Origin of the sequence: Bifidobacterium avesanii, assembly GCF_009299475.1 — a bacterium.
Taxonomy (GTDB): domain Bacteria; phylum Actinomycetota; class Actinomycetes; order Actinomycetales; family Bifidobacteriaceae; genus Bifidobacterium; species Bifidobacterium avesanii.
The window spans coordinates 1-20,892 of sequence record NZ_WBSN01000028.1 but is presented as its reverse complement, the minus strand read 5'-3'; the positions used below and the strand labels follow the sequence as shown (position 1 = coordinate 20,892).

Annotated in this window: 14 protein-coding genes and 1 pseudogene; 9 read left to right on the top strand and 6 right to left on the bottom strand. The window is 66.8% G+C overall.

Features of this window, described 5'->3' with window-relative positions:
* Positions 1-227: 227 nt before the first annotated feature.
* The 4 genes and pseudogenes from DSM100685_RS10070 (at position 228) to DSM100685_RS11020 (ending at position 4,463) form a co-directional block, all read left to right on the top strand.
* Positions 228-1,661, top strand: a complete 1,434-nt coding sequence (locus tag DSM100685_RS10070) for a GntP family permease (protein WP_152351204.1) — start codon at positions 228-230, stop codon at positions 1,659-1,661.
* A gap of 88 nt (positions 1,662-1,749) precedes the next feature.
* Positions 1,750-2,250, top strand: a pseudogene (locus tag DSM100685_RS11145) (gluconokinase); the annotation flags it as partial.
* 75 nt (positions 2,251-2,325) lie between these two features.
* The gene (gene gnd, locus DSM100685_RS11140; protein ID WP_204314222.1) at positions 2,326-3,219 is read left to right on the top strand and encodes a phosphogluconate dehydrogenase (NAD(+)-dependent, decarboxylating); all 894 of its coding nucleotides are present in this window, start codon (positions 2,326-2,328) and stop codon (positions 3,217-3,219) included.
* 542 nt (positions 3,220-3,761) lie between these two features.
* Positions 3,762-4,463 carry an N-acetyltransferase gene (locus tag DSM100685_RS11020; protein ID WP_239512606.1) on the top strand — a complete coding sequence of 234 codons (702 nt, stop codon included), beginning with the start codon at positions 3,762-3,764 and terminating at the stop codon, positions 4,461-4,463.
* Positions 4,464-4,903: 440 nt separating this feature from the next.
* Here DSM100685_RS11020 and DSM100685_RS10055 read toward each other — a convergent pair whose 3' ends face one another.
* Positions 4,904-6,361: an APC family permease gene (locus tag DSM100685_RS10055; RefSeq protein ID WP_152351202.1), complete on the bottom strand. Its 1,458-nt coding sequence runs from the start codon at positions 6,359-6,361 to the stop codon at positions 4,904-4,906.
* 881 nt (positions 6,362-7,242) lie between these two features.
* Here DSM100685_RS10055 and alr point away from each other — a divergent pair.
* The 5 genes from alr (at position 7,243) to DSM100685_RS10030 (ending at position 13,250) form a co-directional block, all read left to right on the top strand.
* The gene (gene alr / locus DSM100685_RS10050) at positions 7,243-8,601 is read left to right on the top strand and encodes an alanine racemase (protein WP_152351201.1); all 1,359 of its coding nucleotides are present in this window, start codon (positions 7,243-7,245) and stop codon (positions 8,599-8,601) included.
* Between the two features lie 11 nt (positions 8,602-8,612).
* Positions 8,613-9,890 carry a deoxyguanosinetriphosphate triphosphohydrolase gene (locus DSM100685_RS10045; RefSeq protein ID WP_152351200.1) on the top strand — a complete coding sequence of 426 codons (1,278 nt, stop codon included), beginning with the start codon at positions 8,613-8,615 and terminating at the stop codon, positions 9,888-9,890.
* Between the two features lie 54 nt (positions 9,891-9,944).
* On the top strand, positions 9,945-12,086 hold the full coding sequence (dnaG, locus tag DSM100685_RS10040) for a DNA primase (protein ID WP_152351199.1): 2,142 nt from the start codon (positions 9,945-9,947) through the stop codon (positions 12,084-12,086).
* 127 nt (positions 12,087-12,213) lie between these two features.
* On the top strand, positions 12,214-12,999 hold the full coding sequence (locus DSM100685_RS10035) for a hypothetical protein (protein ID WP_152351198.1): 786 nt from the start codon (positions 12,214-12,216) through the stop codon (positions 12,997-12,999).
* Positions 12,996-13,250, top strand: a complete 255-nt coding sequence (locus tag DSM100685_RS10030) for a helix-turn-helix domain-containing protein (protein ID WP_205730738.1) — start codon at positions 12,996-12,998, stop codon at positions 13,248-13,250. The genes DSM100685_RS10035 and DSM100685_RS10030 overlap by 4 nt, the downstream gene beginning before the upstream one ends.
* 132 nt (positions 13,251-13,382) lie before the next feature.
* On the opposite strand, the gene phnX is transcribed toward DSM100685_RS10030, so the two are convergent.
* The 5 genes from phnX to DSM100685_RS10005 all read right to left on the bottom strand — a co-directional run bounded on the left by phnX (position 13,383) and on the right by DSM100685_RS10005 (position 20,657).
* On the bottom strand, positions 13,383-14,174 hold the full coding sequence (gene phnX / locus DSM100685_RS10025) for a phosphonoacetaldehyde hydrolase (RefSeq protein ID WP_152351197.1): 792 nt from the start codon (positions 14,172-14,174) through the stop codon (positions 13,383-13,385).
* Positions 14,175-14,207: 33 nt separating this feature from the next.
* Positions 14,208-15,416, bottom strand: coding sequence for a 2-aminoethylphosphonate--pyruvate transaminase (phnW, locus tag DSM100685_RS10020; protein ID WP_152351196.1), 1,209 nt, complete (start codon positions 15,414-15,416; stop codon positions 14,208-14,210).
* Between the two features lie 380 nt (positions 15,417-15,796).
* Entirely contained in the window at positions 15,797-18,667 is a 2,871-nt protein-coding gene (locus DSM100685_RS10015; RefSeq protein ID WP_152351195.1) for an extracellular solute-binding protein, read from the bottom strand.
* Between the two features lie 5 nt (positions 18,668-18,672).
* Positions 18,673-19,461, bottom strand: a complete 789-nt coding sequence (locus DSM100685_RS10010; protein WP_152351194.1) for an ABC transporter ATP-binding protein — start codon at positions 19,459-19,461, stop codon at positions 18,673-18,675.
* A gap of 314 nt (positions 19,462-19,775) precedes the next feature.
* Entirely contained in the window at positions 19,776-20,657 is an 882-nt protein-coding gene (locus tag DSM100685_RS10005; protein WP_152351193.1) for a MurR/RpiR family transcriptional regulator, read from the bottom strand.
* Positions 20,658-20,892: the final 235 nt, after the last annotated feature.

The window sequence follows — 20,892 nt, the reverse complement described above, 5'->3', positions numbered from 1 at the left end:
GACGGTCGTGCAGCGGCAGGTCGTCGCTGGCCGCGGAAGTGGCGTTGGAAGTCATGGCTTGATTATCGCACGGATGTTGGTCGATATGGCATACATATTCGACACGCCGAGCATCATTCATATTGCGTAATCCGTAATCTGGTCGTATATTCTATTACGTCATACAAATTGCAGGCCACAAAGCAGTAACGGCATGCATAACAAACGACTCAACGAAGAGATGGATTATGAATGATGTGATTCTCGCGGCGACCGACGCCGCCGTCCAACTCAACGGCACGCAGCTGGGCATCAGCGTCGTGGCCAGCATCGTCGTGCTGATCCTGCTGGTCACCGTCGCCAAGCTGCACCCGTTCGTCTCCCTGCTCATCTCCGCGCTCGTCGTCGGCGTCGGCTCCGGCTACGGCCCGGTCGCCACCGTGGAGAGCTTCTCCGCCTCGTTCGGCTCCACCATGGCCTCGGTCGGCATCCTCGTGGGCCTCGGCGCCATGCTCGGCCGCGTGCTCATGGACACCGGCGCCGCCGACAGCATCGTCGGCACGCTGCTGGCCAGGACCTCGACCAGGATGATTCCGTGGACCATGGCCCTCATCGGCGCCCTGATCGGCCTGCCCATGTTCTTCGAGGTGGGCCTCGTGGTGCTCGTGCCGGTCATCATCCTCATCGCCCGCCGTTCCAACCTGCCGCTCATGCGCGTCGCCATCCCCACACTCGCCGGCCTTTCGGTCATGCACGCCTGCATGCCGCCACAGCCCGGCCCGCTCGCCGCGCTGAGCAACTTCCCCAACGGCTCCGTGGGCGTGACCATGATGTTCGGCCTGCCGATCGCCGTGATCACCGCCGCCCTCGTGGGCCCGCTGTTCTCGCGCATCGCCTCCAAGTGGGTGCCGGTGCCCGCGCCCGCGTCCATCGGCGACGAATCCGCCGCCGCGGTCGCCGCAACCGCCGCCAAGCCCGCGGACCGCACGCTGCCGCCCTTCTGGCTGTCCGTCCTGTGCATCCTCGTGCCCGCCATCCTCATGCTCGGCAACGCGATCTTCGAAATCGTCGCCCCCGACCAGGCCGGCTCCTCCGCCCTGTACGCGCAGACGCTCGCCTTCCTCGGCAAGCCCGCCATCGCGCTCGTCGCCGCCGTGCTGTTCTCCATGGTCTCGCTCGGCAGGGTCACCCGCATGGCGTGGAAGGACGTCAACGACTCCCTCAAGGCCGCCCTGCCGCCGATCGCCGGCATCCTGCTCATCGTCGGCGCGGGCGGCGGCTACAAGGGCGTGCTCGTGGACACCGGCATCGGCGACGTCATCGGCCGCTTCGTGGAAAGCTCCTCCGTCTCCATCTTCCTGCTCGCCTGGCTCATCGCCGCGTTCGTGCGCGTGGCCACCGGCTCCGCCACCGTGGCGATCATCACCACGGCCGGCATCCTCGGCCCCGTCGTTGAGCAGATGGGCGTGACCACCCCGTCCATCGCGCTGCTCGTCATCGCCATCGGCGCCGGCTCGGTGTTCCTCTCCCACGTCAACGACGCCGGCTTCTGGCTCATCAAGGAGTACTTCGGCCTCGACGTGGGGCAGACCTTCAAGACCTGGTCCGTGCTCGAATGCCTGCTGTCCGTGGTGGTGCTCGCACTCGTCATGGCCTTCAGCGTCTTCGTGCCGCTCGTCTGAGCCCGTCGTTTCTCCTCCGCGTCCATTTCCGATCCGTCCGATCCGTCCAAACCCCGCCCGTACCATTCTCAACCGAAAGAAGGAAACCATGACCACCGAATCCGCCATCATCGCCGCCAACACCGTCCCCGCCGACTACTTCGCCGGCAAAACCCCCGTCATCGTGATGATGGGCGTGTGCGGCTGCGGCAAGACCACCGTCGCCGAGCACCTCGCCGCCAGGCTCGGCCTCAAGTCCGCCGAGGCCGACGACTTCCACCCGAAGGCCAACATCGACAAGATGGCCGCCGGCGTCCCCCTGACGGACGAGGACCGCTGGCCGTGGCTGGACACCCTCGCCGCGTGGATCGACGAGCGCATCGCCGCCGGCGAACCCGCCGTGATCACCTGCTCGGCCCTGAAGAAGGCCTACCGCGACCGCCTGCGCCGCGACGGCGTGGTGTTCGTGTACATGAAGGGCTCGTTCGACGAGGTGATGGAGCGCCTGTCCCACCGCAAGGGCCACTTCATGAAGCCGAACATGCTCCAGTCGCAGTTCGACATCCTCGAGGAGCCGGGCGCGGACGAGATGCACGTGGACGTGGAGATCGGCCACGGCACCACGCCCGACCAGGAGTCCGATGCGGTGATCGGCGCGCTGGGGCTGGTCTCGGCCACCCGCCGCATGACGATCGGCATGATCGGCCTCGGGCGCATGGGCGGCAACATGGTGCGCAGGCTGCGCGCCGGCGGCCACACCGTCGTCGGCTTCGACATGAACCCGGACTCCGGCCGCGACGTCGACTCCCTCGAGGCGCTGGTGTCCGCCCTGCCCGCGCCGCGCGTGGTGTGGGTCATGGTGCCCTCCGGCGCGCCGACCGACTCCACCGTCGAGCGTCTCGGCGAGCTGCTCGAACCCGGCGACGTGGTGATCGACGGCGGCAACTCCAAGTACACCGAGGACCGCGAGCACGCCGCCGCGCTCGCCCGGCACGGCATCGGCTTCCTCGACTGCGGCGTCTCCGGAGGCGTGTGGGGCGCCGAACGCGGCTACGCCCTCATGGTCGGCGGCGAGGACGCCACCTACGCCCGGGTGCTGCCGATCTTCGAAACCCTGAAGCCCGAAGGCGAGTACGGTCTGGTGCACGCCGGCCCGGTCGGCGGCGGCCACTTCGCCAAGATGGTGCACAACGGCATCGAATACGGCATGATGCAGGCGTTCGGCGAGGGCTTCGCCACCATGATGCGCAGCGAGTACATCACCGACCCCGCCAGGACCATGGACTCCTGGCGCTCCGGCTCCGTGGTGGTCAGCTGGCTGCTCGACCTGTTCGAGAACGCCACCAAGGACGACCCCGAGCTGCAGGGCGTGCCGGCCGTGGCCAACGAGTCCGGCGAGGCCCGCTGGATGGTCGAGGCCGCGATGGAGCTCGGCGTGCCCACCCCGGCCACCGCCGCGGCCCTGTGGCAGCGCCAGACCTCGCGCGGCGGCGCCGACGACATCCTGCGCGTGGTGACCGCGCTCAGGGCCCAGTTCGGCGGGCACGTGACCAAGGTGGACGAGATCGCCACCTGGTGATCCGCCGCCCGTACGGGCAATCGCGCGGCCCGGGTTTCCTTGATCTGGCCCGGGTTTCCTTGATCTGGTCCAGATTTCCTTGACCCGGATCGAGGTTCCTTGACTTGGATCGAGGTTCCTTGATCCGGCGCGGATTTCCCCGAGCCGGTCCGGGTCTCCATGAGCCGGCTCGAGGTTCCCCGACCCGGTCTGAGATTTCCCCGAGCCGGTCCGGGCCACAGCCGCTCCTTTCTGCGTTGCCTTTCCCTTTTCTTTTTCCCCCCCCTCCGCCCGCGCCGGTTTTCTTCCCTTTCCGGCGCGGGCGGTTTTTCATGCGCGGTGTTCACGCGCGATCGTGGTCTCTCCTGTGTCTTGTTTCGCATCCAATTCGAAATTCGGATGCGGTCCGAGACACGGGAGCGGGCGATTGCGTCTCGCATCGCATCCCAAACGGAAACGGGCGGCGTTTCGGGACTCAGAACGCCACGGCGCGGCTCGGCGGGTCATGTGATAGGTTGACGTGAGTCGATTTACGTGAAGTTCCGTCGTCGGAGGGTTTCGGCATGCAGTCCAAGTCCAGCGCGTCCGCACGCGAGTTCCGCAAGGCCACCAAGGCCGATCTTCCGGCGATTCTGGCGATCTACGCGCGCGCCCGCCGGCTCATGGCCGCCAACGGCAACCCGACGCAGTGGGGCAAGACGTTCCCGCGCGAGTCCGTGATCCGCGACGACATCAAATGCGGACGCTGCACGCTGCTCGTCGACCATCTGGGCGGCACCGGCGCGGACGTGGCGACCGAGCCGGGCAGGCGACCGCTCAAGGTGTCCACGCCGAAGGACCCGAACGGCTACCGCAATGCAGTCAACGCGGGTGTCGCCGCCGGCGCGGGCGATGGCGGCGGGTCCGGCGCCGCGGCTGCCGATTCCGCTTCCGGCTCCGAGCGCATCCTCGCGGTGTTCGCGCTGTGCCCGGGGGAGGACCCCACCTACAAGACCATCGACGGTGCGTGGCTGGACGACGACCAGTACGTGACGCTCCACCGCGTCGCCTCCGCCGGGCTCGTCAAGGGCGCCGCGCACATCATCTTCCGCTGGGTGCTCTCGCGCTACTCCAACGTGCGCGTGGACACCCATCCCAACAACAAGGCCATGCAGCACGTGCTCGCCGTCAACGGGTTCACCCGCTGCGGCACCATCCAGCTCATCGACCGTCCGACCGACACCCTGCGCATCGCCTTCCAGCGACACGACCGCAGGGCCGCGTAGGCGGAGTCACCGGGAGAGGGCTACGTGCCCGTGCATGTGTGTGCGACCATGCATGCGTGTGCGGGCCCGTGCCTGGCAAGCGGCGACGGTCCTCCTGCGGTGGCTGGCTCGCATCCGTTTTCGTATCGGCTGATACGGAAACGTCCATCTGTGAGTTCCCCGTGTACGATTCCGTATCTACACGATATGAAACCGGCCATTTGCGTGTCCCTCGTGCACGGTTCCATATTCACGCGATACGAAACCTGCCATTTGCGTGCCCCTCGTGTACGGTTCCGTATCCGCATGTATTATTTCGGACGTCTGAGGCCCGCCCGAGTACGTTTTCGTATCGGGAGAGAACCGCACCCGTGCGCGGAATGCGCCCGCGGGCATGCGAAAGCCCCTGCGGCCCGGATCGGCCGAGGGGCTTGGATGAATCATGGAAACGGGAGGACTGATCAGACCGTGGCCGTCTGGGCGGCGGTCTCCGCCGCAGCTTCGCCGCCGTTGAGCTTGGAGCGCTTGCGGCTGTAGGCGAAGTACACCACCAGTCCGATGCCGAACCAGATGGCGAACCGCACCCACGTCTCCCAGTTGAGGCCGGCGATGAGCACGAGGCAGAACACGATCGCGCAGATCGGCGTGAACGGCACGAGCGGGGCCCTGAAGCCGCGGTGCGCGTCCGGCTGGGTGTGGCGCATCCACAGGATGCCGGCCGAGACGATGATGAACGCGGACAGGGTGCCGATGTTCACCAGCTCGAACAGGATGTTGATGTTGATGAAGCCGCCGGCGACCGCGGTGAGCAGACCGAAGAACCACGTGCCCTTGAACGGCGTGCGGTACTTGGAGTGCACCTCGCCGAAGAACTTCGGGAACAGGCCGTCGCGGCTCATGGCGTAGCAGATGCGGGACTGGCCGTACAGCTGCACGAGCATCACCGTGGTCATGCCGATGAGCGCGCCCAGATTCACGATGAACGCGAGCCAGTTCATGCCCGTGGCGAGGATCACGCCGGCCACCGGCGCGTCGATGAAGTTCGCGAACTGCTGGTAGGGCACCACGCCGGTCATGATGAGCGTCATGATCACATAGAACACGGTGGAGATGGCGAGCGACAGCAGGATGCCCTTGGGCAGCGTCTTGTTCGGGTTGACGGTCTCCTCGGCGGAGGAGGACACGGCGTCGAAGCCGATGAAGCTGAAGAACACGATCGACGCGGCCGGCACGATGCCGTACGGCTGGGTCGAGTTGGGCTGGAACGTGTAGATGCCGTACGGGGAGAACGGCTTCCAGTTGGCCGGGTTCACGTACCAGACGGTGCACACGATGAACAGCACGATGATCACGAGCTTGATCATGACCATGATGTCGTTGGTGCGCTTGGTCTGGTTGATGCCGATGGACAGCACCCACGTGATGAGCAGCACGATCACGAAGCCGGGCAGGTTGAAGTACGTGGTGACGCCAGGAGTGGTGCCGTACGCGGCCGTGAGCTCGACGGGCAGGTGCAGCCCGAAGCCCTCGAGCAGCTTGTTGAAGTAGCCCGACCAACCGGCGGACACGGTGGCCGCCTGCAGCGCGTATTCGAGGATGAGGTCCCAGCCGATGATGAACGCGATGAGTTCGCCGAACGCCAGGTAGGAGTAGGAGTACGCGGAGCCGGAGACGGGGGCCATGGAGGCGAATTCGGCGTAGCACAGGCCGGCGAAGCCGCAGCAGACGGCGGCGAGCAGGAACGAGACGGACAGCGCCGGTCCGGCGGTCAGTGCGCCCTTGCCGGTCAGCACGAAGATGCCGGTGCCGATGATCGCGCCGATGCCGAGCATCGTGAGATCGAACGTGCGCATGGTGCGCTTGAGCGGGGTGGATTCAGCGACCAGCTGATCCACCGATTTCTTGCGAAAAAGATCCATAATCTTCTCTCAGACATACGGAATGGATATGGGCTGGACCGGACGGAGTTCCGGGACCTCGGCACGCCTTAAACGCCGGGAATCAGAATGGCCGCGCGCGCCGATCGGGCGCTTGGGCGGACATGTGGAGCCAGTGTAGGGCCGTGCGCTGACAAACGGTCGGATGGCGATGGGCATCGTCTCGGCATATGATCATGCCGCCGCATTCGCGTGGGCGTTTGCATCGGTGCTTGCGTCATTCGTTCCAATCCGCGTCCGCGAATTCGCAGCTTGGAACGAACGGCGTCGAATGTCCCCTCCGGACGGCCCGATTGTTGGATGATCGTTCCAACCTGCATGTTCTCTTTGACGGGTTGGAACGAATGACGGCGAACGAGCGCCCCAAAGTGCCGATTGCGCGTCGATCGTTCCAAGCTGCGATGAGAGGGTCGTAGGTTGGAACGAATGACGGCGATTGGAGCCTTCAGATGATCCGATTATCGGTTGATTGTTCCAATTTGTGTCATCAGCGCCGTAGGTTGGAACGAATGACGGCGAATGGACTCCCCGGAAGTCCTGATTGCGCGTCGATCGTTCCAATCCGCAAGGCAAGTGGCACGGGTTGGAACGAATGACGGCGAATGGGGAGTCCAAATGATCCGATTATCGGCCGATCGTTCCAACCTGCGTGCCCGCTCCGGCGGATTGGAACGAATGACGGGATCCCGGGGAAATCGCGGATGGAAGGTGACGGACAGGCGGTTGCCGGACGGCATGATGACGGCATGGCGACGACGTGACGGATGATGCGACGGCCAACGAGATGGGCACCGCGACGGGCGATGCGACGGGCGGGAAACGAGGCAACGCAAACGTCATAGCGCCGCGCCACAATGGTGCGCATGAGTTTGAACGCAGCACCCCAGTGGGTTTTTTCGAGTGAACAGGGACAGGCCAACTACAAGGCGGCGTGCAGGCGGTACCCCGCGCAGTGCATCGTCGACCTCAAGGCGCTGCGCGACAACATGGCCCGGCTCGTGGAGATCTGCGGCGGCCCCGACTCCGGCACCGCGGTGATGGGCGTGGTCAAGGCCGACGCGTACGGCCACGGTCTCATCCCGGCGGCCCTCGCGGCCCTCGCCGGCGGCGCGACGTGGCTCGGCACCGCCCAGGCGCACGAGGCGCTGGCCCTGCGCGCGGCGGGCATCGGCCCCGACCGCTGCCGCATCCTCACGTGGATGTACTCCGGCCTCGAAGTGCCGTTCGACGAGCTCATCGCCGCGGACGTGGACGTGTCCGTCGGCTCGCTCGCCGGCATCGCGCGCGTGTCCGAGGCGGCCCGCCGCGTGGGCAGGCCCGCCCGCGTGCACGTCAAGTGCGACACCGGCTTCGGCCGCAACGGCTTCACGCCCGCCGCGTTCGACGAGGCGATCAAGGCCCTGCGCGAGGAGCAGTCGCTCGGCCTCATCCAGATCATCGGCCAGTGGAGCCATCTGGCGGTGGCCGACGCCCCCAACGTCCCCGAATTCGTGAAGTCCACGGACACCCAGATCGCCGTGTTCGACGAGTTCACCGATCGCATGCGCGCCGCCGGCATCGCCCCGCAGATCCGCCACCTCGCCAACACGGCCGCCACGCTGTCCCGCCCGAAGATCCACTACGAGCTCACCCGCCCGGGCATCGGCCTGTACGGCTACGAGCCCGACCCGGCCATGGGCACCCCGCAGCGCTACCATTTGAAGCCCGCCATGACGCTGCAGGCCCAGCTCGGCACGGTCAAGGACGTGGAGGCCGGCCACGGCATCTCGTACGGCCGCACCTACCTCACGCCGCAGAACACGTCCACCGCCATCGTGCCGCTCGGCTACGCGGACGGCATCCACCGCTCCGCCTCCGGCTTCGACATGGAGGGCGCCAAGCACGTGGAGAAGCTCGGCGGCCCGGTGCGCATCATGACCAAGCAGGGCCCGAAGCTCGAGCGCGTCTCCGGCCGCGTGTGCATGGACCAATTCATCCTCGATCTGCACGGCTCCGCCGCCGCGATGGGCGTCGAGGAGGGCGACACCGTGGTGCTGTTCGGCCCCGGCCGCGGCGAGGCCGTGTGCGAGCCGACCGCCGACGACTGGGCCCGCGCCGCCGAGACGATCAGCTACGAGATCTTCACGTGTCTGAGGAACCGCATCCCGCGCCTGTACCTCAACGCCGCCGAAGTGCTGCCGCCCGAGGACCTCGCCCTGCTCGACCCGGCGTCGATCCTGTAGGCGGCGGCGCCATGACGACCGAGCGCATTCCCGCGGGCGAGGGCTACACGGCCTTCGACGAGGAGCGGTGGGCGCCCGAGCCGCCCAAATCCAAGTCGCGCACCGCATTCGAGCGCGACCGCGCTCGGCTCATCCACTCCTCGGCCCTGCGCAGGCTGGGCGCCAAAAGCCAGATCCTCGTGGCGGGCACCGACGACTTCGCCCGCACGCGCCTCACGCACACGCTCGAGGTGGCGCAGATCGGCCGGCAGATCGGCAAGCTGCTCGGCTGCGATCCGGACGTGGTCGACTGCGCCTGCCTCGCGCACGATCTGGGACACCCGCCCTTCGGTCACAACGGCGAGCGCGCGCTGGCGAGGATAGCCGAGGGGATCGGCGGGTTCGAGGGCAACGCGCAGACCCTGAGGATCCTCACCCGGCTCGAGCCCAAGGTGTTCCTGCCGGACGGGCGGTCGGCCGGCGTGAACCTCACGCGCGCCTCGCTGGACGCGGCCGTCAAGTACCCGTGGACGCTGGCCGAGGCCGCCAGGCATCCCAAGGGGGAGCGAAGCGTGAAGTTCTGCGTCTACCCGGACGACGAGGACGTGTTCCGCTGGCTCAAGACGGGCGCGCCCGAGGCGACCAAGCCGATGGAGTGCCAGATCATGGATCTGTCCGACGACATCGCCTATTCGGTGCATGACGTGGAGGATTCCATCGCCACCGGCGCGTTCAACCCGATCGCGCTCGCCGACCCGCGCGTCCTCGACCGCATCGTGGAGCGGACGCGCGCGTGGTACGGCTCGCGCTGGGATGCGGACAAGCTGCTCGAGGCGTACCTGCGGCTGCGGCGGCTGCACATGTTCCCCGAGCACTTCAACGGTTCGCGGCGCTCGCTCGCGCAGCTGAAGAACATCACGTCGGACCTGATCGGCCGGTTCGCGTGGAGCGTGGAGAGCGCCACGCGGGAGGCGTACGGCCCGGGGCCGCTCACGCGCTATTCGGCGAACGTGGTGATTCCCGAGGAGACGAACTACGAGATCGTGGCGCTGAAGGGCATCGCCGTGTACTTCGTCATGGAACCGCGCGAACGCGAGCCGCTGCACCGGGAGGAACTCGCCATCGTGGAGGATCTGGTGGACGTGATCATGCGCGACGCGCCGCGGGCGTCCGACGCGCTGGAAAGCCAGTTCCTCGCCGACTGGAACGAGTGCTCCAACGACGACGAGCGCCTGAGGGTGGCCGTCGACCAGGTGGCGAGCCTTACGGACGGGTCGGCCCTGGCGTTGCATGTCATCCTGTGCGGGTGAACTGACGGTTTGCGCCGTCCGCCGCGTCGGTTCGTGCCGCTAGTGTGGTGAGGCATGGCTGGAATGATTCTGAAGGAAGACGTGGAGAAGGTGCGCGCCGCCGCGGACCTGTACGACATCGTGTCCGCATCCGTCGCCCTCAAACCGTCCGGCACCGGCACGTATGTGGGGCTGTGCCCGTTCCACGACGAGAAGACCGGCAGCTTCAACGTGCGCCCGTCGCTCGGCGTATGGCACTGCTTCGGCTGCGGCTTGGGCGGCGACGTGTTCAAGTTCGTCGAGCAGCAGGAGAACATCGACTTCCGCGAGGCCGTGGAGCTGCTCGCGGACAAGTACCACATCGAACTGCACTACGAGCAGAACGGCTCCGGCCAGCGCGACGCCGCGCACGCCGGCTCCAAGCGCTCCCGTCTGCTCGAGGCGAACGAGGAGGCGCAGCGCTTCTTCGTTTCGCAGATCATGAGCAAGGAGGCGCTCGCCGCGCGCAAGCTCCTCGGCGGCCGCAACTTCAGCCAGGCCGATTGCGAGCGCTTCGGGTGCGGCTACGCGCCGCAGGGCTGGGACAATCTGGTCCGCCACCTCGCGTCCAAGGGCTTCACGCAGAAGGAAATGCTCGACGCCGGCCTCGCCCGGCAGGGCCAGCGCGGCGTGTACGACTATTTCCGCGGGCGCGTCACGTGGCCCATCCGCGACTCGACCGGCCGTACGCTCGGCTTCGGCGCACGCAAGTTGTACGAGGACGACACCATCGCCGCCAAGTACATCAACACCCCGGACACGCAGCTCTACCGCAAGACGCAGGTGCTCTACGGCATCGACCTCGCCAAGGCGTCGATCGTCAAGAAGCGGCAGGTGGTGATCGTGGAGGGGTACACGGACGTGATGGCCATGCATCTGGCGGGCATCGACACGGCCGTGGCGACATGCGGCACCGCGTTCGGCGCCGAGCACGCGAAGATCGTGCGCCGCCTCATCGCCGACGATTCGCTGGGCGCCATCCAGCTCATCGGGCCGCGCAAGGTGGACGGGCAGACGCTGAGCTCGCGCGTGGTGTTCACGTTCGACGGCGACGCGGCCGGTCAGAAGGCTGCCCTGCACGCGTTCGGCCTCGATTCGGCGTTCCTGACGCAGACGTTCGTGGCCGTGGCGGACGACAACCTCGACCCGTGCGACCTGCGCATCCAGCGCGGCGACCAGGCGGTGCGCGCGCTCATCGAGTCGGCCCGCCCGCTGTACGACTTCGTGATCGAGACGGCGATCGGCCGCTTCGACACCCAGTACACCACGGGGCAGATGGGCGCCGTGCACGCGGTGGCACCGGTGATCGCGCAGATCCGCGACCGGTCGCTGCTGGACGTGTACACGCGCAAGGCCGCCCGGCGCGTGGGCGTCGATCTGGACATCCTGCAGCGCGAGGTCGCCTCGGCCCGGCGCGCGGCGCATGTGCGCGACGAGGACGCCTACGCCCCTCGTGGATCCCGACGCGGCGGCTTCGGCGTGGATCCGGAGCCCGAGCGTGAGCGCCGCGGCGAGAACCCGTACGCCAATCCCGCCGTGCGCAAGGCGCTGGAGCGCGAGGACGCCCGCAACCAGACGTACCACCGCATCGACGACGCGGTGTTCATCTGCGAGCAGCAGTTCATGGCCACGCTCATTCAGGTGCCGCGCGCGCTGGACCGCTCCCTGTTCGGCGCGCTCACCGTGGACAGCTTCACCACGCCGGTGTTCCGCGCGATGTTCCAGGCGATCGAGGCGGCGGGAGGCCTGCCGTCGAACGACACGCCTCAGGGCCTGTGGATGCACGCGCTCTCCAAGGCGGGTGGTCCCATGCTCGATCAGGTGATCAACGAGCTCGCCGTGATGCCGCTGCCGCTGCCGCCGTCGAACGCGCAGGCGGGCGATGGGAATGCCGCGGGTGCCGTGGGTGCGCAGGGGAGCGCGGGCGCGGGCGGTGCCGCGGGTGGGGCCGCCGCCGTGCAGTTGCGCGCGCCCAGCGCCGCGGAGGCCAAATACGCCACCGAACTGCTGGTGCGCCTCATCGACATGGACTACATGCGCCAGATCGCCGCCGCGCGCCGCCGCATGGCCCAGCTGCCCGACGGCGAGGAGAAGTTCGCCCTCCTCGGCCGCGTCGCCAAGCTCGAAGCCGCCCGCAAGGACCTCCAGTCGCAGGTCTACAACAACAACGTGGGGTGATGGGTGCAACGCCGGTGTTAACGCGCCGCATTAAGAATTTATCGACAAACATTAAATTCTGCGCTATTATGGAGCCATAGCGGCGGTCTGGCGGAGACCGCGCCCGATGCGACGAGGAGGTTGCATCATGAACGACACAATCAAGAGCGGCAAAATCGAGAGAGGCAAGCGCAACTTCACCCGGCTCAACGGCATTGTGCACTGGGCGTCGGTGCTGATCGAGGCAGTCTGCTGGATCGGCGCGGCGCTGTGCGCGGTCATGCTGGCGCTCATCGTCATGGCCGGCGGCGCCGCGGACCGCATGCCGGGCGTCGGGTACGGGCGTGCGGTCGGGGCGGGTTCGTTCAGCGTCGGCGTGGGCGACACGGTCGGCGGCTTCACGTTCGCGCTGCCGGATCCCTCCGCTGACGCGCAATACCGGTCGCAGCTGTCGGTCGTCGACTGCTCGCCGACTGCGGACACGATCAACGGCATGGCGGCGGACGCGTACCGGACCATGATCCGGCAGCAGGCGGAGGCGCGCTCGGCCAACCCCGCGGCGCTGCTCACGCTGATCGTCCTGCAGATCGCGTGCATGGTCGCGATGGCGCTCGTGATGCGCAACATCCGCCGCGTGAGCCGTGGCATACAGGCGTGGCTGGACCGCTCCGACCTGTTCAGCCCGTTCGAGGCGGGGCTCGCCGCGCCCCTCCGGCGCATCGGGCGGCTGCTCATCGCGGTGCCCGTGGCGGCGGGCGCGGGCTCGGTGCTGGCGCTCGTGCTCTCGGCGCTTACCGGCCGGTCGAATCTGAACGTCACGCCGCAGCTGAGCGTGATCGGCACGTACCTCATGGTCGGCGCGCTGGCGCTGCTCGTCGCGCACGTGTTCGACTACGGCGGCGAACTCCAGCGCGACGTGGACGGCCTCCTGTGACCGGGCGGATCGTACTGCGCCTCGACCGGGTCATGGCCGACCGGGGCAGGTCGCTCAACTGGCTCGCGGAGAGGGTGGGCATCTCCAACGTGAACCTGTCGAAGATCAAGAACAACCACGTCACCGCCGTGCGCTTCTCCACGCTCGCCGCGATCTGCGAGGCGCTCGACTGCACGCCCGGCGACCTGCTGGAGTACGTGGCGAACGACGCGGGCCAAGCGGGCGAATCGGACGGCGAACCCGCATCGTGAGCAAACAAACGGACCGGGAGCGCCCACTCCCGGTCCGTGCATGTCAACAAGGTTGGAATATCAAGGTTTTCCGGCGTCGTGGACCGGGAGTGGGCGCTCCCGGTCTGCAAAGAACGCGGCGGAATCCGCGTCTCAGGCGATCTGGCGCAGCAGGGCGGGCAACTCGGCCATGGTGTCGATCACCGCGTCGGCGCCGGCGGCCACGAACGCATCACGGGCGGCCGAGCGGGCGGCGTCCTTGTCGGCGGGGGACAGGGCGTCGAACTCCTCCTCGGACAGGGCCATCTGGGAGCTGCCCTCGGTCACGCCCACGGTGAAGACGCCGGCGTTCTTGCCCTCGCGGATGTCGGAGAGCGTGTCGCCCACCTTGACGGCCCTGCGCACGTCGGTCACGCCCAGGGTTCTGAGGTTCGCGAACACCATGTACGGGTAGGGGCGGCCGAAGCCGTCGGTGCCGTCCGGGCTGATCCAGAAGTCGGGAGCGTAGCCCTGCTCGGCGGCCTTGGGCACCACGATCTCCATCATCTTGTCCGTGTAGCCGGTGGTGGAGCCGATCTTGAGCCCCATCTCGCGCAGCTCGGCGACGGTGTCCACCACGCCCGGCTTTGGGGCGGCGAACTGGTCGAGGATGGACAGCAGCTTGGGTTCGAAGTGCGCGTACACCTTGTCCGCGTCGGCCTCGGTGGGGGCGGCGCCGTGGGCGTCCTCCCACGCGCGGGCGATGCGGTCCATGTGCAGCATGGTCTCGATGTGGTCGTGCTTGAGCATGCCCATCGGCTTGCGGGTCTCCGCCATGGTCGGCTCGATGCCGAACTCGCGGAACGCCTCCTGGAACGCGCGCACGGGGGCGAAGCAGCCATAGTCCACGGTGGTGCCGGCCCAGTCGAAGACGACGGCCTCGAAGCGGGTGCTGGTGCTGGTCATGATGACATTCTCCTTTCGAACGTCTCGCGCGAATCAGGCGGTGAGCTTCACGGACGCGGGGGCGGCGGCCTTGACCGGGGCACCGGCGGCGTCCATGGCGGCGATCGCGGCGGGGACGGACGCGTTGCCGGTGGCGGGCTCGAGCAGGCCGCGCTCGCCCATGTACATGGCCAGCAGCTCGGTCACCTTCTCGATGTCGTCGGTGTAGATCTCGCCGATGTTGCCCAGACGGAAGGTCTCCTCGTTGGTGAGCTTGCCCGGGTAGATCGCGTAGCCGCGCTCCTTGATGAACTCGTACATGTCGTGGAAGTCGAACGCGGTGCCCTCCGGGTAGAGGAACGTGGTGATGATCGGGCCCTGATGGTCGCGCAGGAACAGACGGAAGCCGAGCGCCTTCATGCGGGCGATGAGCAGCTCGTTGTTGAGCGTGTAGCGGGCGGAGCGGGCCGGGATGCCGCCCTCCGCGAACATCTCGTCGAGGGCCTTGGAGAAGGCGAGCACCACGTGGGTGGGGGAGGTGAAGCGCCACTTGCCGTTGGCCTTCTCGAGGGTGTTCCACTGGTCCCACAGGTCGAGCGACAGGCTGCGCGCCTTGCCCTTGGAGGCCTCGAGCTTGGCCTTGTTGCAGATGATGAAGCTGAAGCCGGGCACGCCCTGGATGCACTTGTTGGCGGAGGAGACGAGGAAGTCGATGCCCCAGTCGGCCACGGGGATGTCCACGCCGCCGAAGGAGCTCATGGCGTCCACCATGAAGGTCTTGCCGTACTTCTTGGCCACGCGGGCCACGGCCTCGATGTCGTTGAGCAGGCCGGAGGTGGTCTCGGAGTGGATCATGGAGACGTGGGTGATGGACGGGTCGGCCTTGAGGTACTCCTCGACCTTGGCGGCGTCCGGGATGCGGTCGTACGGCTCGGCGTACTGCACGAAGTCGATGCCGGCGTGGCGGCAGATGTCCGCCTGGCGGTCGCCGTACGCGCCGTTGGTGCACAGCAGCACCTTCTCGTCCCTGCCGATCGCGGAGGTGAGCACGCTCTCCACGCCGAAGGTGCCGGAGCCCTGCATGAGCACGACGGTGTAGCCGTCGGCGTCGCAGTGGGCGAGCTCGAGCAGCTGACGGCGGATCTTCTGGGTGATCTGCTGGTAGTCCTCGTCCCACGTGCAGTGGTCGAAGAGCATCTCCTCCTTGACGGTGCGGGTGGTGGTCAGCGGGCCGGGGGTGAGGAGCTTGTATTCGGTGTTCATGGGGGTGATTCCTTTCTTGTCTGCCGTTGCTGTGGCGTGATTCTAATTGACTATGAAGTTTTTGGTGAATCTACGTAGTTATCAAGCCGTGGTTGGAGTGTTGTTTGTAGTTGGGGTAGGGATGGCGGGCGGGGGAACCGTGGGGTTTTGAGAAGCTGGTGACAGCGTGGGCACGTCGTGGGCACATTGCGCCCACATTGTCACCAGCTTCAAAAAAGACCTTTGGGACTTCGCGCCCCCGCCGCCGAATCGCCCCGGCCAGTCGTTCCGTTCCGACGTTCGGGGCGGGATGGAACGGCCGGCGGAACGGAACGACGGGGCGATCGGGCGACCGGGCTTATTCGGACTGGGCGGCCGTGGACCAGACCGTGGGATGGGGATTATTCGGACTGGGCGGCGCGCTTGCAGGCGGAGGAGAAGTCCTGATGCTCCTGCAGCAAGTCCACCGTCAGCGGCTGGGGGAAGGACTTCGAGTTCTTCGACGCGTTCGCCGCGGCGGTCTCGCCCTGATAGAGCGGCGTCGGATACGTCTGGAGCAGCTCCTTGCGGCCCTTGTCGATGATCACGGCGGCCATCTGCTGCGCCTTCGGGTTGGTGGCGCGGCCCTTGTCGAGCACCGCCACCGACTCGGTCAGCGAGTAGTTGCCCTCGGTCGGGTCCACGAAGTCGATTGGCAGACCCTTGGCCTTGTCCGCCACGGCCTGATGGCGCAGGCCGAATCCGATCGCCACCTCGCCCGAGCGCACGGCCTTGAGCGGGCCGGAGCCGGACTGCTCAAGGTGCGGGCCGGCGTTGCGGTAGATGTCCGTGAGGATCTTCTGCCCCTCGGCGCCGGTGCCGTACGCGTCGGCGATCGCCTGGATCATGAGCCAGCCGGTGGAGGAGCCCTCCATGTCCGGCACGGAGATCAGGCCCTTGTACTGCGGGTCGGCGAGGTCCTTGAGGCTCTTGGGCTCCGGGACGCCGGACTCGGCGAGCGTCTTGGTGTTGACGATGATCGCGCCCTCCTGCGCGGTGGTCGGCGAGCGGTAGGCCGGGGCCTTGGAGTTCTCCGACGTGCCGAGCAGTTTGGACTTGACGTCCGTCAGGTCCGCGAACATGTGGTTGCGCTCCTGCGCGGAGTCCACGTAGTAGGAGCTCATGGTGAGCATGTCCGCCTCGAGCGCCTTGCCCTCGGCCAGCATCTTGCCGCCGAGCTCGGAGGTGCCGAAGCTCTGGATGATGTACTGGCCGCGGAATCCGTTGTCGTCCAGAGCGTGCTGGAAAGCGACCACGGCCTCGTCGTCGGCGTTGGTGTAGATGACCACCTGTCCGTTCGCGGAGGAGGCGGTCGCGCCGAAGCCGAAGGCCACGAGCAGCACGGCGAGCACCGCGGACAGCGCGCCGGTGAACACGTTGCGGGCGCGGCGGTTGCCGGAGGTGGGCAGCGGGAAGTCCGGGCTGCCGTTCGCGCCGGTCTGCTCGATCGCGGTCTGGCGGGCGTCGGGGCGCACGGCAGCGGCGGCGACGGCCACCTGCGGGGTCTTCACCTTCACGGCGGCGCGGGCCTTTTCGCGGCTGCGGTCGCGGGTGAGGAACGCGGTGACGCCCTTGACCACGAGGTTCGTGGCGAGGATGAGCAGGGACAGGGCGAAGATCTCGTCGAACTTGGCCACGTGCTGCAGCGCGGAGATCTTGGTGGTGATCACCTGCGTGCGGGCGCCGGTCAGGAACACCACCGCGGAGATGGTGACCATCGCGTTGACGAAGTAGTAGCTGAACACCTGCAGGATGGTCGGCAGCGCGTTCGGCGTGACCACGCGCACGATCGTCTTGAACCAGCTGTCGCCCATGAGCTTGGCGGTGGTCTCCCACGAGGCGTTCATCTTCGTCAGGGAGTCCTTGATCATCTGGTACGGGGTGGCGAAGTAGTGCACGATGTTCGCCGCGATGAGGATCCAGAACGTGTTCTGCAAGCTCGTGCCGGAGAAGACGAACAGGAACGCGATGCCGAGCACCATGCCGGGGACCGTGTTGATGATCGAGCTCATGGCGTCCACCGTGCGGCGCGCCCAGTTCGGCAGCTTCGAGCGCGAGGTGACCAGACCCGCCGCGTAGGCGAACAGGCAGCCGATGACGGCGGTCATCACGGCCACGTACAGCGAGTTGGTGTACACCTGCGTGAGCTCGGAGTCGGTGAACAGCGCGGCGATGTGGCCGAACGTGAAGCTCGTGTTGAACGGCCACTCCGTGACGAACGGGATGAGGATGATCACCGCGAACAGGCTCAGCACGCACACCAGCGTGACGATGGAGGCGATGCCGCACAGCCAGTCGCGCCTCTTGCCCTTGGGCAGCTCGACCTGCGAGATCTTGTTGTAGCGGATGGCGAAGCGCTCGAGCACGGTCACCAGGATGATCGAGATGATCGAGGGGACGAGCATCACCACGGCGATCACGGCGCCGCGGTTGAAGTTCGGGATGGAGCCGAGCATCTGGTTGAACAGCGTCATGGCCAGCACGTCGTACTCGCCGCCCACCGACGTCGGGATGCCGTAGTCGGTGAACGCGAGGAAGAACGACTGGATGAACGCGATCGCCATCGTGCCCACGAGCGGGCGGACCACCGTGTTGAGGAACGTGGTGAACGGCTTGTCGCCCATGATGTGCGAGACGATGATGAACTTCTTGTCCACGAACTGGAAGCTGTTGTTGATGAGCAGGAAGCACGTGGGCAGCGTGTAGATCACGTAGCCGATCAGCAGGCCGTTGAAGCCGTAGATGTCGAACGGCTGGAAGCCGAGCAGGCGCGTGATGAGGCCCTGCTTGCCGAACGAGTAGATGATCGCGAAGCCGTACGTGATGGTCGGCAGCAGCATCGGCACCTGCGTGAGCAGGGTGATGGCCTTCTTGAGCCCGTTCGGCACGTTCGTGCAGTTGACCGTGTACGCCAGCAGGAACGCGAGCAGCACGGCGATGAGCGCGGAGACGGCCGCCACGATGAGCGAGTGGGCCACGGAGGCGCCGAATTCGGGGCGCGAGAGCACGGCCCAGTAGTTGGACAGTGTGGCCGCGCCGTCTCCGGTCTGGAAGGACTTGACGATGACCGTGGCCAGCGGCACCACGAGGAACGCGAGGAACGCGACGGAGACGATCGCCAGCAGCGTCCACAGCTCGGTCTGCTTCGGGGCGCGCGGGCGGCGCTCGTGGTTGGAGATCTCCGGGGCGATGTTGGGCAGCTGCTTGCCCGCCTGGATGGATTCGACCGACATGACCGTCAGACCTCCGCCTTCTGCGCGTCGGGCTGCCCGGCGGGAGCCTCGCCCTCGTTGAAGAGCGTGTAGATGTTGTTGCGCTTGACCTCGAGCTGGTGGAGGATGAACTTCCTCACGAACTCGTTCGCCGGGTGCTCGATGATGTTCTCCGGTGTGTCGTACTGGGCGATCTTGCCGTGGTTGATGATGAGGACGCGGTCGCTCATGGTGCAGGCCTCCTCCGGATCGTGGGTGACCATGATGGTGGTGAGGTGGTACTGTTCGACGATCTGCTTGATCTTGGCCTTGATGGACTCCTTGATCACGCCGTCCAGGGCGGACAGCGGCTCGTCGAGGAGCAGCAGCTTCGGCTTCATCACCAGCGTGCGGGCGAGGGCCACGCGCTGCTTCTGGCCGCCCGACAGCTCGTCGATGCGCTTGCCCAGGTGCTCCTCGAGGCCGAGCAGGCGGATGAGCTCCTTGATCTCCGCCTCGGAGGAGATGCCCGGGTTGTTCCGCAGGCCGTAGGTGATGTTCTCGTACGCGGTGAGGTTCGGGAACAGGGCGTAGTCCTGGAACACGATGTTGAAGCCGCGCTTCTCCATCGGCACGTCCGTGAGGTCCTCGCCGTTGTAGATGATCTGGCCGCTCGTCGCGTCGGTGATGCCGAGGATGATGTTGAGCAGCGTGGTCTTGCCGCCGCCGGACGGGCCGAGGATCGACATGATCTTGCCGTTGTCCAGCGTGAGGCTGATGCCGTTGAGGACGTGCGTGTCCCCGAACGACTTGGTGATGTTTTTCAGTTCGAGCATATTTCCTGACCTTCGTGCCTTCGTGGTGCGCGGCCTTCCCCTCCGAAACTGCCTGGACGTTTCAGACCGCGCGGGTTCGGTGTTGAGTTGTGCTTGGTGTGTTGGACGGTCCCTTTCGGGGCCAGTTCCATGGTCGTCCACCGTTGGGGCGAAGACGGCGGTCCACGGAAAAACGTTGTGCAAGCTCCGGTGAACAGCAAGTTAAGCTACATGGTTTTGCCGTAGTCAACGTAGTCGATGGGGTATGGCGGGACGGGCCGCCGGGACGCGGCCGGGGTCGGGAATGCGCCGGGCCGGACTGCGCCGGGACGGCTTCAGGCCGCGTAGGCGCGGTCGGCGATGGCGCGTCCCGAGGCGTCGAGCACGGCGGCGTAGCGCGTGTAGTCGGTGAGGATCACGCCCATGTAGAGCATGTCCACCAGCGCGGCGTGCGAGATGCGCGAGAAGATCGCGTTGCCGTAGATCGTGTGCGAGTCGCGGCCGGCGAGCAACGTCACGTCGGACCAGTTGGCGATCGGCGTGCCGGCGCTGTTGGTGATGCCCAGCGTGGCCGCGCCCTGGTTCTTCGCGAGGCGCAGCGCCTTCACCGTGTCGCTGGAGGAGCCCGAATAGGAGATGGCGATGGCGAGGTCCGCCGGCGTCAGGTGCGCGGCGGAGATCTGCTGCAGGTACGGGTCGAGGTGCAGGCGGGACTGGAGGCCCAGATAGCTGAGCTTGGTGTTGAGGTCGGTGGCGGGGGCGAGCGAGTCCTCCACGGCGTAGATGTCGATCACGCGCGCGCGGGCGATCTGCGTGATCGCGCGGCGGAACGCCTTGCCGTCCAGCGTGGAGAGCATTTCGCGCAGGATCGTGGTCGCGGCGGCCACCGTCTTGTGCGGCACGTCGTCCGGATTGTCCCACGGGTGCAGGTTGAAGCCCTCCAGCGGGTTGAAGGCCGCGTCGTCTGGCACGTCCGCGTCCTGCTGCGGGTGGGCGATCGCGTAGCGGAACTCGCGGTAGCCGTTGAACCCGAGCTTGCGGGTGAGGCGGATCACGGTGGGCTGGCTCACCTCGCAGCGTTCGGCCAGCTGCCCCACGGTGAGCGAGGCGACGAGGTCGATGCGGTCGCGCACGAACGCGGCGACCTGCTTCTCCGCCGGATGAAGCGAGGGGAAGATGCGGTTGATGCGCTCGATGATGTGCGATGTCGAACCCATTGCTCCTGACTCCAGACTCCACCATATGTACGGTTCTACGTACTCCAGCTTAAAAGGGCGCGGCCGCGGTCCGTGCCTCCGCAGTTGAAGCTCAGGTGAACTTTTTCCGTAACCCGGGTGTGGCGTGGCGCGTGCGCGAGTCGTATGCGGGTGCGGGTGGGTGCGGCGCTGGCGGATCCGGCCGCGGTTCGGGTGGGCATGACTGTGCGTGGTGGGCTGGCGTTCGGCGTTGTTT